This window comes from Bacillus sp. CH_70 (assembly GCF_038007045.1).
Classification (GTDB): domain Bacteria; phylum Bacillota; class Bacilli; order Bacillales; family Bacillaceae_G; genus Bacillus_A; species Bacillus_A cereus.
Genome location: NZ_JBBOWL010000001.1, coordinates 5,007,775 through 5,019,709, shown reverse-complemented (window position 1 = coordinate 5,019,709; position 11,935 = coordinate 5,007,775). Strand labels below are relative to the sequence as shown.

The following is an 11,935-nucleotide window of genomic DNA, read 5'->3' as shown; positions in this document are numbered from 1 at the left end:
TATTTGTTATTAAGGTGATGAATCTTGCATGTTCATTTGGGATAATACATATCCAGCTTTCCATAATTGCTGACTTAGCTTATGGGAACTAATTTGTATCGTTACGGTAGCTCCGTTTGAAAAATGAATTTTAGCTCGTTTAGCTTTTTGGAAAAACTCTATTGTATGAACATGTTTAAAGAAAAGCCAAATACAATTTGGAGAAGCAGGAGATTCTGTTGGGAAAGCACAAATATATTCTCTATGATTGATCGGAATTGGAACGTTTTGTTTAAATTTAAATTTTGTTTTTACGGCATTACGTCTCCCTTGATAAGTAGAATGAATATTTGTTAGACAAGATTTCTGTATAAGTTGGAGAGCAGTTTGACAGGAGTAAAGATGGTTCCCGCTACTGTCGATAATCTTTGTACGGTAATAAGGGTGTTTACATGGTTCAAGCATCATTGTAGAACTAGAAATAAAAATGTTGTTTTCATTATCCATAATTCTATATCCTCCCTTATAATTTTCATTCTGAATATAATTATATATAAATTAAGTAAATTGATTGTTAATATTCTATTTCATATTGTAAATTTTGGCTATTCGTTTACAATCAATAGGTGATAGTCTTTCTAATTTGCATCGCTTGTACATATATATGAAAATAGAAAAGAGTAGGCGGTGATATAGTATGAAGAAAAAGTATATTATTATGGCTTTAGTTGTCGTTCTCCTAGTATATTTAGCAAACAGCAATCCGAGTAAAGGAGAATATACAGAATGGGCAGCGAAGCAGTTTATGAAGCGTAATGATGTGAGTAAGAAGCTAGATGAAGTTCAAAAAGAGAATGAAGAGGGTCTCCTTGGCGACTTGGCATCGGCCGGTAAAAAGTTAGCGAAAAAGTATGTTGAGCCACAAGTTGGGTTATTAATTGATCATTATACGAAGCGAAATGATTATATATTCTTCTCAACATATACGACTGAGTTTGATATAGGTGAAGAACATTATAAGTACGTATGCGTCGGTTTTTCAAAGATTTTTATTCCGATTGAAATGCCGAAGAAAAAAGACGAATCTGCAAAATGATGCAGATTCGTCTTTTTCATTTTATAGAGTAATTGGAACTTCAGATACATTTTTTTCTACAAGGCGAGCTCCCTTTTTTCTTGTATTTTCATCAATGGATGAAAATACAGATGAGGCAAGGATTGTATCCATTACTTGATTTACGACTTGTGCATCGATTGGTGTGATGGGCGTATCGATAGAAAAAACGACTGTTTTTCCATCTTCTTTCGCGAAAATTAACTCTAGTACTTGCATGTGTTATTCCCTCCTTTGTATTTATCCCGCTATTTACGGGACTCGGGTCTGCTGGTTAAATTGCGGCTAATAATCAGCGGGGATGAATAAAATCCCCACTGATCCGAGTTTTACTTTATAGTTTAGAAAGATCTGATGTGCTAACAAGTTGTACAGCGTGAAGTGGTGATGCTTGTAAGGAAGCGAGAGCATGAGCTACGTTGTGTACTTGATCTAAGCTCGCATTTGTTTTAACACGTTTAAATTGTTTGCTCTTGAAAACTGTTTTGCCGTTCTTATCTAATCCGTTGTTTAAGACAAGACGTAAAGTTAAATCCATTACGATTGTTTCAATTGCCATGTGTATCACCTCCTTTCACTTTATAAATAGGGTACAAATGTCATGTTTTGGCGTGAAATTTTTTCTTTTTTTTGGTACCCTTAAAAGATTAAGAGAGGAGAATTCTGGATAATGAATCGTAAATGGTTATTTTGGATTCCTGTATTACTATGGATGGGGCTGATTTTCTATTCTTCGGCACAACCATATAAAAAGCAGGATATGCGTTCAGATATTGAACAATATGTGAATGTTGAATTTGTGAAAGAGCATTTTTCATGGGTATCTATCGATTATGGTGGAGGAACCCCTGTTAGTATTGCCAATAAAGGTGTAGGCGGATTTATTGAGTTTTTCCTTCGTAAAGGTGCTCATTTTATGGTGTTCTTTATGCTAGGTTCATTGATTTATTACGCTTTTCATCGATCAGGTCATTCGAGGAAAAGATGTTTTATATATGCCCTTCTTTTCGTGGCAGGTTATGCAACATTTGATGAAATCCATCAATGGTATACGGGGGACCGTACACCAATGTGGCAAGATTCATTGCTTGATACGTGCGGCGGATTAACCGGGATTATAATAAGTAATTGGTTTTGGAATAGAAAAAAGAGCTAATCTCATTTTGAGATTAGCTCTTTTTGTTTTATGTTTATACACCAAGTAATTCTTTTAGTTCGTCTGTTGATAGTTCAGTCATCCAACTATCGCTTGTGATGACCGCATTGTTTAGAGATTGTTTTCTCTCTAGCATTTCATCGATTTTTTCTTCTAATGTTCCTGTAGTAATGAGTTTGTGAACATGAACAAATCGTTTTTGACCAATGCGATATGCGCGGTCCGTTGCTTGATTTTCCACAGCTGGATTCCACCAACGGTCGTAGTGAATGACATGGTTGGCAGCGGTTAAGTTTAGTCCTGTTCCGCCAGCTTTTAAAGATAAGATGAAAATGTCATACGTTCCATTTTGGAATTCCTCAATCATCTTGTCACGATCTTTTTTCGGTACACTACCGTTTAAGAAGAGGACACGCTGGCCGAATTTTTCTTCTAGCACACGTTTTAGCATGTTCCCCATGCCGATGTATTGAGTGAAGATGAGGCAACTTTCATCTTGATCCTTTATATTTTCGATGAGCTCCATTAACGTTTTTGTTTTCATGGAGCGTTCAATGACATTTTGTGGCTCTTCTTCTTTTAAATAAAGAGCAGGATGATTACAAATTTGTTTTAGCTTGTTCAGCATAAGTAATATAAAACCGCGTCTTTCAATTCCGCTTAATCCTTCGACATTTTGCAGTGTATCTTGAACAAGTTGTTCATATAAGGAAGCTTGTTCACCAGTAAGAGGACAGTAAGCTTTTTGTTCTTGTTTATCTGGTAAATTTAATGCGACTGTTTGATCTTTCTTCGTTCGGCGCAGTAAAAATGGTGAGATAAACCGTTGAACTTGTTGGATTTTTCCTTCATCACGATCTTTTTCAATCGGTGTGACGAAGCGGCGCTGGAATTGCCCTAAGCTTCCGAGATATCCATGATTAATAAAGTCGAAAATGGACCAAAGTTCAGCGAGGCGATTTTCCATCGGCGTACCAGTTAAAGCGATTTTGTGATTTGCTTGCAAGTTTCGTACTGCTTTCGACTGTTTCGTATGTGGGTTCTTAATATTTTGTGCTTCATCCAAAATAACAGCATCCCAGCATAATGAAGTCAGTTCTTCCTCATCGAGCTGAGCCAATGCATAAGATGTTAATACAACATCTGCCGATTGAAGGAAATCTTCAAATAAATTGCCCTTATCTCTATTACTTCCGTAATGTAATTGAACACGTAAATTCGGTGCGAAACGCTCAAATTCTTTTTGCCAATTTCCAAGAACAGATGTCGGCGCTACGATTAATGCAGGGCCTGTTTTGAGATTGTTTTCTTTTATATATAGTAAGTAAGAGATTGTTTGAATACTTTTCCCGAGTCCCATATCGTCAGCTAGCAATGCTCCAAATCCAAGCTTTCGTAAATATAATAACCATTCAATACCGTGTTGTTGATACGGACGAAGTGTTGCGTTTAGTGAAGTAGGGACATCTACTTTTGGAATATCTCCAATATGAAGCAGCTTCTGGAAGAGTTCTTCATAATATCCATCTAGTTCGATTTCAATATCAGTAAACGGGCTATTATCTTCTACAATTTCCGTTTCAGCCGTATTTGATAAATGTTGCTGCAGGACATCTTTCATCTCTAGTCCGTATTTATCGGCACGGTTCATGAGTTTCCTTACTTCTTCGATAAAGGCTGGATCTAGTCGCATCCATTGACCGTTTATATTAAATAGACGTTTGTTTTGTTCAACGAGTTCGAAAAATTCGCTTTCTGATAAATCAATGCCGTTTGTCGAAATGCGCCAGTCAAAATTAACGAGCGTATTCATACCGAAGAACGATTGTGTTTGTGCTGTATTTTGCTTCAACTGGACACGTAATTTCGGTTTTGTTGCTTTTAAATTTTGCCACCATGATGGTAGTAAAATTGTAATGCCAGCTGCAAGTAATTCATTGCTTGCTTCTGTTAAGAAGTTCCACGCTTCGGTTTCAAAGAGCTCATTTCGGAACGTATCTTCTTCTTTTAACCACGGTATGAGCTTACTAAAACCTTCTTGTGTTTCTGTAATCCGTTCTTCGTAATCGTGCCATCTTTTCGGTAAGGAATCGATGTTTTCATATACATATATGCGATGCGCCCCGCGCTTTGGTGTCACAATTGTTTCAAGCTTCCACATTTCAAATTCTTCTTGTGGTTCTTGCAGTCTTAGTCCGATTGTAAACGGAAGATCATCTTCAATATAACCAATTTTTCGAAGCCAATCTTCTTCATGTAGTGCTGTTTCCAATTGTCTTTTCGTAAAGTCGTAATGTTCATATAGTCTTTTGGCATCTTCCCAGCCGTCATTTGAGCGATTATCTTGTAATATGCTTTCATTAACTGCTGCTGAGAAAAGAGATGCTAATGTGTCATCTTCAATTGGTGTATTTTGAACTTTCCAAGATGGTTGTTTGGACCAATGATTCATATCTGGTACGAAGCTACCACTCGTAAAGGCATCCCATAATTCATTTGCATCTTTCGTAAGGGCTGTAATAGGTCCGTTTATTTGCATATGTGCAAATGAATTCATCGGTTTGTTTGCAATGTATTCAAATGCTTGTGCGTTTGTTAGCATAACACCTTGTTTTCCTTCGAAGGTTGCTTCTTTTAGAAACGTACCGTAGAAAGAAGTGGAGTGCCATGTGAATGCATTTCGTTTCCAACTTGTTACGGATAATGGAGTACCGCTGTCATCTTCTCCCCAAAGGAACCAACCTTGACTAACATGCTGGAGCCTAATTGTTACTTCAGTTTGATTGATCATCGATTAATTTTCCTTTCCGTAATTCCTCTTGTAGTGCACGCAGACGTGAATGGAGATTGGCGATGTGAATAATGAAAGCATCCCATTCATCGGTGCGTTTTAATCGTTTATATAATGTACGTAATTTCTTTAAGTAACGAACTGCGCGTTTATATGATTTGCGATTTCGTTCTTCAATTGCCTCTACAGCAGCAAGATGGTAAAGAGGAAGTGCCGCTTCTGGCGCTTCTTTTTCAATATCTTTCAGTGGCTCTTTTAACAGTTCAATTGCTTCAAATCCATATAGGAGATGAAGCTCTGCCCATGTGCGATACTGTTTTTTCGCGAGTACGTACTGTTCATAGTTTGTGAAACTATACGGTAATAGTTCTTGTAAGATCATTTCGAAACCAGCTTGTTCATTTGTATGTGTTGCATATGTTTCATACATGATTACAAATAGGCGAACGACATCTTTTATAAAAATCGTATTTTCGTGATCTTGGATTGTTTTCTTTACTTGTTTATACGTAAAGGAAAGCCAATTTTTCGCACGATCCCACTGCATGGCACTTAATAGTTCTTCTAACCAATAGAAGTATAGACTCACAACAGAAGCAGGCTGTTTTTTTAGTAAGTCCATCGCTAGTAGATCTTCGTCATTCAAAAAGAGAAGATGGGAAGACGCTAACGCTTTGGATAGTGGATTGATTTTCGTATCGATTCGTTTTTCTTCTTCTTGTATTTTCTCTTTATTGTTTAAAAGTTCACTCCATATGTGACGATAAATGAAAAATCGCTCTTGCGTATAAGTGTCGGTAGAGAAGAATACTTCATGAACGAGACGAGCTGTTTCTTGTAAAATTATTTCAGACTCTGAAGGAATCGCTTCTGATTGTAAGTCCCGAACGATGGATTCCACTTTGTCTACAAATAGGCGAATGACATTAACAGGTTGGTGATAAGAATACGTTTTGTTTGCGTTGAATGCCTGAATTTCTTCTAATAACTTTTGAAAGCAGTAAAGTGCTGCGTGTAACCTGAATAATTCATGTATCGCAATGACACGCGGAGCTTTCCGCTCAAGTTTCGTATAGAAATCTGTAAAGATACTCATAAGAAAATACATTTGTTTATAAGTAAGCCGAGCTTGTTCTTTTTTAAATGATTCATATTCTTTTTCAAAATACGATTGCCAACTTTTATAATCGGTTTCTTCAAAAGCTGATGATTGCAATACTTGTCTTGCAGTTCGAATAGGAGGAAGGGAAGGTTTCGTATTATTTTTAAATAAAGTTAATACATCTCCTACTTGCCCGAAACTAGACGCTGCAGATAGTAATACAGCAAGCATATGCTCACATTGTGTTGGTGCGAAGCAATCACAATAACTTTCAGCGACGTTACGAATCGGAATATGAACGCTATATACGTTGCCTTCCGCATCTACAGTTCCTGATAGTGTATAACCATCAAAGTCAACGTTGTAGACAACACCACTACGATATAGGTGCCGAGCTGTAGCGACATGTTCCTGATCAGCTGTTTGCTGTGGATCTAGTCCTTGAACGAACTCATTCGCAATCATCATAATTTCATCTTTCGTAATTGAGTGTTGCAGCATAATATTCCTCCGTACACATATTTCTTTCCTTTACCATTATAAACAAAAAATGCTCAAAACAGAAAAAATGAAATTTGGATTACATAACTTGAAAATCATGGTAATATATAAAATGTTAATTTCATATATGAATATATACATATAGGAGGAGAAATGATTTGTCAGATTTACAGACGAAGTTAGGTAGTGGAATGAATAAGTTACAAGAAGGAATAGAACAAGGGAAAATGAAGTTGCAAGTTGCACAAGAAATTGCTCAATTGAAAAAGGGAATGCAAGTGCAAATGCAGAAAAAAGCAGAGGTTCTATTAGAGGTTGGACAGCAAGTGTACGTTCAATTAAGAGGAAATGGAGTAAATGAAGCGAGCTTAAAAGAAATGATTGCTCCAGTTCAAGAATTTGATGTAGCTATTTATCAAGCAAGAAAACGCATTGTTGAATTGCAAAAACAACAAGGTGAAAAAGCTACATGTGAATGTGGTGGACCTTTATCAATAAATGATAAGTTTTGTGGTTCGTGTGGAAAGCCTAACCCAATGTTAGCAGTAGAAAATGAAGGTGAAACGGTAAATTGTATTTCATGTAATGAGCATATCGATAAAAACTCTACTTACTGTCCAGTTTGTGGAATTAAGCAAAGTGGGGAGTGAATTAAATGTATTGTCGCACATGTGGAAAACAACATGGTGAAGAAGTAAATTATTGTCCAAATGAAGGTAGTATGGAGATTGCAGGAGCTATAGATGCAATAACATTAGAAAAAGATACTGCAAAATACTGCAAAGGTTGTGGCAATGAAAATGCTCAAAAAAATTTATATTGTCAAAGGTGTGGGTATTCTTTATTTGTTGCGAAGAAAAAAGAACAATCTGTAAAATTGCCTACAATGGATGGTGCTCCTAAAGTTGAATTTAAAGCAGATAAAGCCGTTTTACAAAAAGGTTTTATTGGTGGGGCTGTTGCAAGTATTCTCATGTTAATTGCTGGTTGGATTGGTAGTTTATTATTTGCTTCTATGTTAAGTGAGATGTTTAGCAAATTTGCGAAAGAATTAGAAATGTTGCCGAATTTTTATTCGAGTGCAACTTCTACGATGTTAAGTTATCATTTACTGGGTTTTACAGCTAACGACGATAGTGGATTGATATTTTCTTTATCTTGGCATACTCCATTTACATTACTATTAATCATTCCATTTATTATTTTCGCTGGTACAGGAATTTGGTTAGGGAAGCAGCATGTTGCGAAAACGATTAAAGATCAAATTTTTATGGCATCAACAGTTGGTATTATTTATGGCGTCTTTTTATTCATTATAAGTTTTATAGCATCACAATCTTTTGCAATTCCATTCTCAGATGCAGGTAAGATTACGGTTGGCTATTCAGCGATTAAGGGTTTATTGAGTGGTTTTGTATGTGGGACATTATTTACCTTATTAGGATTTATTGCTCATACAAGCAAAAACAATATGGCAGCAGCATTTCAAGAGTTAATGCCATATGGAGCGTCTGTTTATTACGGTGTTTCAGCTATGATAAAAGGACTTTTAGTAACAGCGGTAGCGGTTTGTATTATGGCGTTAGTAAGTAAGGAAGACGGTATTGAACCATTAAAAGAAATAACAACTTTAAAATCTGAAAGTACATTATTAGCATTAGAGTTAACACCTCAATTATGGAGTATGGCTCATTTTGCACCGTTAGAAGTATCAAGTCCAGCACTTAGTAAGGAATTTACTGGAATTGGTAAGAAATCAAAAGCATATGAGAGCACATTATCGTTTTCATTTATATCAGGCGTCTCTGTAAATGGCGTAGAGCTCAGAGAGATATTGATTTCAAAAGGAGCAAATGAGGAAAGCCTTGCAGAATTTGATAAAGTGAATAACGTATTCCATTATGGTTTATTACTGCTTATTATTCCATTGTTCTTTATGTTTAGAGCGGGAAGAAAGTTAGCTAAATTACCGACTGCCAATATATATATTACATTAGCGGTATGCAGTGGTTCTTACACAATTATGATGATTATAATGAATATGATTTCTAAGTTCCAAATTAATGTTTCAGGAACTGTAACAGGTTTATTTGGAACAAGTGGAACGGTATTATCTATGCAAAATTCATTTATATATTTAACTTTGTTTAGCTTGATTGTGACATATGTAGCAGCATTTGCTGGAATGAAATTAGCTAAAAAATAGGAGGAGAGCACGTTGAAGTTTTGTGGAACATGTAAAAAGAACGTTGCAGACCATTTAAACTTTTGTCCTGAGTGTGGGAGTAAAGTAGAAGTAATCGTTGATAACACTGCTGCTTCATATACAGAATTACAAAGCGAGACAAAACCAGTGAAAAGTAAGAAAAATGTATTTTTAATCATTGGTTTTGCTATTATTGTTATTTTATTATTTGGGGCATATAAATTTGGAGCATATAAGTTTTCAAAAGAAAAGCAAGTAAATGTAATGATTGAAGCATTCCAAAAGAAAGATATTAACGCAATTGATGAGTTTGTGAAAGCAAATGATTCAAGCTTAAAGATTAAGACAGAGGATATTAAAGCGTACATGCGTTATTTAAAAGAGAATCCTTCTTACAACAAACAATTGTTGTCTTATTTACAGAAAGAGACAGTAGATCAAAAGTTAACAAAAGATAAACCTGCATTTAAAGACGGGGAAATAGTAGAAGAGGGAAAAGAGTGGTTCTTATATCCAAAGTATAAGTTCAGCATGAAATCTTATTATATGAATGTAAGTACAACTGCAAAGAATGCAGAAATATATGTGAATGACAAAAAAGAAACAGAGCTTTCTAGTGATAAAAATTCGAAAGAGTTGGGGCCATACTTCCCAGGTACATATGTTGTAAAGGCAACGGCGAAGACAGAACTTACTGAATTAGAAACAGAGAAAGAAGTAGATTTAGCGGATGAACAGAGCGAGAAAGTGAAAATTGATTTATCGCTTGAAGGCAATTATGTAAGCATTTCTTCTGATGAAAGTGATGCAACTGTATTTGTGAACGGGAAAAAACGTGGAAAATTAAGTTATGGAAGTTATAAGCTTGGTCCTGTATCCACAGATGAAACAGTAGAAGTACATTTAGAGAAAACTACTGATTTTGGTGTGATGAAATCTGAAAGTATTAAAATTGGAGACCAAAGCACGTATTACTTAAAATTCCCGAAAGAAACATCAAATTCAGCAGTGGGCGAATTTGTAAAAAATCATATTTATGCTAACGTACGTGCAATTTCATTAAATGATTTTAGTTTAATTGAAAATAATTATGATAAGAGCGGGAAATCGTATAAGGAAGACCGTGATTATATACAGTATTTACACAAAAAAGGAATTACAGAAGACTTGTTAACGATGGAAGTTCGTAATGTAGAGCGTCAAAGTGATACGAAATATAAAGTAACGACATATGAAGAGTATCATATTCGTTACGGTGATGGATCTGTGAAGTTCAAAAGTTTTAATAACGAACATATTGTAACTGTGAATGGAAATGGAAAGATGCTGTATCATTCTCTTGGTGCAAATAATACGTTGAAATCAGAAGATGTATCTGGTCCAACTCGTTAATATGAGAGAAGCTGTTCAATATTTGAACAGCTTCTTTTTTGTAGCTAAATCGATATTTCGTGTCAAACCGTTGATATATCGTAAGTTATGATAGATATAATTGAAAAACCGTTGATATATCGTAAGTTATGATAGATATAATTGAAAAATCGTTGATATATTTTTCTTAAATTTTGTTCATGAAGGGAAAATAAAAAAGATATCACTTAGCCGAAAAATCCGGCGAGGGGATATCTTTTTTTACGATTATGAGTGCGTTTCCTTTAATATCGCTTGTACATACGGATCATGTAATATTTGCTCTATAATTGGCAACATATTTTGTTCAAATGGAATGTCGATAGGAAATGGTTTTTGAGAGCCTGGTTTTATTCCATATTGCACAATTTTGTAATGTGTATTGTTTTCAGACTTGAGCACAATTAACTTATAGCGATTATCATCGCCAGCGAGTGAGAAATCAATAGAAGTAGCGTTATATGTTACGTCATCTTTATATATGTACGGCTTTGGCGTACCAATCCAGTCTACTTTTGCTTGTACATTCATGGGCATAGCCTCCTTATATGTATTATAAATAAATAAAAGCCAGCTCTCAATAAAGAGAACCGGCTTGTAATTTAGCAGTCATTGGTTATTTTAAAATTTTCACTTTAACAGTTTTGCGTCCCCATTTTTGAGCAGCGCTATCTGATCCAAGTAAGATGTCGATACGGTTACCTTTAATTGCACCACCAGTATCTCCAGCGATAGCTTCTCCGTAACCTTCTACCCATACTTTAGATCCTAATGGGATTACTTTCGGGTCAACAGCGATCATTTTCATGTTTGGATTCGCAGTTAAATCATGACCCATTGCAGTTAATACACGGCCGCCATATGTGCCACCGTTTTCGCTCGGGTGAGCTGTATATGCTGTAGCTACAACTGTTAACTCACGACCACCAGATGGTGTGTTAGTTTCAGCAGCTTTCACAGCAGGCTTAGCAGCTGGTTTTGCTTGTGCTGCAGGTGCTTGAGCCTTAGCTGGTGCTTCAGCTTTAGCAGGAACAGTCGTTTCTTGTTTCTCAATTACAGGTGCTGTACCTGTTAAGAAAGGAACATGAACATAAGCTGTTTTCCCATTATATTCAAATTGTAACCACTCATTTTGTACTTGGTTCGTTGTTTCGATTACATCGTCTTCCTTCAACTTTCCAAGAATTTCTGAGTTTGTGTTCGCTTCAGCACGTACGTTTAATACGTTAGCTGTTACGTAGTAGATGCTTTTTGTGAACTCTGCACTTACGAATGCGTCTTTACCGTCTAAAGTAACTTTTGACCATCCGTTCTCTGTATTTTGAACATCTATCTTATTACCGTTTAGTAATTTACCGACAACTTTTGATTCCGTAGTAGGGTTTTCGCGTACGTTTAGTACGTCTGTTGTTACAACAGTTTCTGCATTAGCAGATGATGTGAAAATCCCAAGACCAAAAACTGCTGCTGTTGCTATACCAATTAATTTTTTCATGATAGCCTCCATTGCGTTTGTTTTCGTGTCCTCATTATAGCAACAGATTTTTTCGGATTTGGGGAAAACACACAATTACAAACCATTCGTAATAAGTCGTTAACATCCTGTAATATAACAAAAAATATAGGAAAGCGTTTTTCATTCTATATGACTCATAGGTTTCTAGTTATATTCAAAA

At 35.7% G+C, this 11,935-nt stretch carries 12 protein-coding genes; 5 read left to right on the top strand and 7 right to left on the bottom strand.

The features are described 5' to 3' along the window. Nucleotides 1-9: 9 nt before the first annotated feature. The gene (locus N2V79_RS25735) at nt 10-486 is read right to left on the bottom strand and encodes a competence protein ComK (protein ID WP_000368314.1); all 477 of its coding nucleotides are present in this window, start codon (nt 484-486) and stop codon (nt 10-12) included. 190 nt (nt 487-676) lie between these two features. Between N2V79_RS25735 and N2V79_RS25730 the strand changes: the two genes are divergently transcribed. Next, complete coding sequence (locus N2V79_RS25730; protein ID WP_000731405.1) at nt 677-1,075, top strand: DUF4359 domain-containing protein; 399 nt, start codon at nt 677-679, stop codon at nt 1,073-1,075. A 21-nt stretch (nt 1,076-1,096) separates the two neighbouring features. Here N2V79_RS25730 and N2V79_RS25725 read toward each other — a convergent pair whose 3' ends face one another. Together N2V79_RS25725 and N2V79_RS25720 are read right to left on the bottom strand one after the other, a co-directional pair. Next, entirely contained in the window at nt 1,097-1,312 is a 216-nt protein-coding gene (locus N2V79_RS25725; protein ID WP_001197593.1) for a DUF2922 domain-containing protein, read from the bottom strand. A 115-nt stretch (nt 1,313-1,427) separates the two neighbouring features. After that, nucleotides 1,428-1,652: a DUF1659 domain-containing protein gene (locus N2V79_RS25720; RefSeq protein WP_000963861.1), complete on the bottom strand. Its 225-nt coding sequence runs from the start codon at nt 1,650-1,652 to the stop codon at nt 1,428-1,430. A 111-nt stretch (nt 1,653-1,763) separates the two neighbouring features. Here N2V79_RS25720 and N2V79_RS25715 point away from each other — a divergent pair, with 111 nt between their 5' ends. Next, nucleotides 1,764-2,249: a VanZ family protein gene (locus N2V79_RS25715; protein ID WP_023523524.1), complete on the top strand. Its 486-nt coding sequence runs from the start codon at nt 1,764-1,766 to the stop codon at nt 2,247-2,249. 34 nt (nt 2,250-2,283) lie between these two features. Here the strand turns inward: N2V79_RS25715 and N2V79_RS25710 are convergent, their stop codons facing one another. Both N2V79_RS25710 and N2V79_RS25705 read right to left on the bottom strand, forming a co-directional pair. Beyond that, on the bottom strand, nt 2,284-5,040 hold the full coding sequence (locus N2V79_RS25710; RefSeq protein ID WP_340720305.1) for a DEAD/DEAH box helicase: 2,757 nt from the start codon (nt 5,038-5,040) through the stop codon (nt 2,284-2,286). Further along, nucleotides 5,024-6,643 carry an SWIM zinc finger family protein gene (locus tag N2V79_RS25705; protein ID WP_340720304.1) on the bottom strand — a complete coding sequence of 540 codons (1,620 nt, stop codon included), beginning with the start codon at nt 6,641-6,643 and terminating at the stop codon, nt 5,024-5,026. Before N2V79_RS25705 ends, N2V79_RS25710 begins: the two co-directional genes overlap by 17 nt. Before the next feature lie 158 nt (nt 6,644-6,801). Between N2V79_RS25705 and N2V79_RS25700 the strand changes: the two genes are divergently transcribed. The 3 genes from N2V79_RS25700 to N2V79_RS25690 are packed head-to-tail and all read left to right on the top strand — an operon-like array spanning nt 6,802 to nt 10,241. Next, entirely contained in the window at nt 6,802-7,293 is a 492-nt protein-coding gene (locus tag N2V79_RS25700) for a zinc ribbon domain-containing protein (protein ID WP_001281749.1), read from the top strand. A 5-nt stretch (nt 7,294-7,298) separates the two neighbouring features. Beyond that, the gene (locus tag N2V79_RS25695) at nt 7,299-8,849 is read left to right on the top strand and encodes a zinc ribbon domain-containing protein (protein WP_078401586.1); all 1,551 of its coding nucleotides are present in this window, start codon (nt 7,299-7,301) and stop codon (nt 8,847-8,849) included. 12 nt (nt 8,850-8,861) lie between these two features. Next, nucleotides 8,862-10,241: a zinc ribbon domain-containing protein gene (locus N2V79_RS25690; RefSeq protein WP_098975955.1), complete on the top strand. Its 1,380-nt coding sequence runs from the start codon at nt 8,862-8,864 to the stop codon at nt 10,239-10,241. Between the two features lie 246 nt (nt 10,242-10,487). Here the strand turns inward: N2V79_RS25690 and N2V79_RS25685 are convergent, their stop codons facing one another. Further along, nucleotides 10,488-10,790 carry a DUF3910 family protein gene (locus N2V79_RS25685; protein ID WP_075717922.1) on the bottom strand — a complete coding sequence of 101 codons (303 nt, stop codon included), beginning with the start codon at nt 10,788-10,790 and terminating at the stop codon, nt 10,488-10,490. 85 nt (nt 10,791-10,875) lie between these two features. After that, nucleotides 10,876-11,754: a cell wall-binding protein EntA gene (locus N2V79_RS25680; protein WP_340720303.1), complete on the bottom strand. Its 879-nt coding sequence runs from the start codon at nt 11,752-11,754 to the stop codon at nt 10,876-10,878. Nucleotides 11,755-11,935 lie beyond the last annotated feature (181 nt).

Coding starts and splice junctions, on each gene's coding strand:
- N2V79_RS25735 (WP_000368314.1), bottom strand. CDS start 486: ATGGATAATGAAAACAACATTTTTATTTCTAGTTCTACAATGATGCTT.
- N2V79_RS25730 (WP_000731405.1), top strand. CDS start 677: ATGAAGAAAAAGTATATTATTATGGCTTTAGTTGTCGTTCTCCTAGTA.
- N2V79_RS25725 (WP_001197593.1), bottom strand. CDS start 1,312: ATGCAAGTACTAGAGTTAATTTTCGCGAAAGAAGATGGAAAAACAGTC.
- N2V79_RS25720 (WP_000963861.1), bottom strand. CDS start 1,652: ATGGCAATTGAAACAATCGTAATGGATTTAACTTTACGTCTTGTCTTA.
- N2V79_RS25715 (WP_023523524.1), top strand. CDS start 1,764: ATGAATCGTAAATGGTTATTTTGGATTCCTGTATTACTATGGATGGGG.
- N2V79_RS25710 (WP_340720305.1), bottom strand. CDS start 5,040: ATGATCAATCAAACTGAAGTAACAATTAGGCTCCAGCATGTTAGTCAA.
- N2V79_RS25705 (WP_340720304.1), bottom strand. CDS start 6,643: ATGCTGCAACACTCAATTACGAAAGATGAAATTATGATGATTGCGAAT.
- N2V79_RS25695 (WP_078401586.1), top strand. CDS start 7,299: ATGTATTGTCGCACATGTGGAAAACAACATGGTGAAGAAGTAAATTAT.
- N2V79_RS25685 (WP_075717922.1), bottom strand. CDS start 10,790: ATGAATGTACAAGCAAAAGTAGACTGGATTGGTACGCCAAAGCCGTAC.
- N2V79_RS25680 (WP_340720303.1), bottom strand. CDS start 11,754: ATGAAAAAATTAATTGGTATAGCAACAGCAGCAGTTTTTGGTCTTGGG.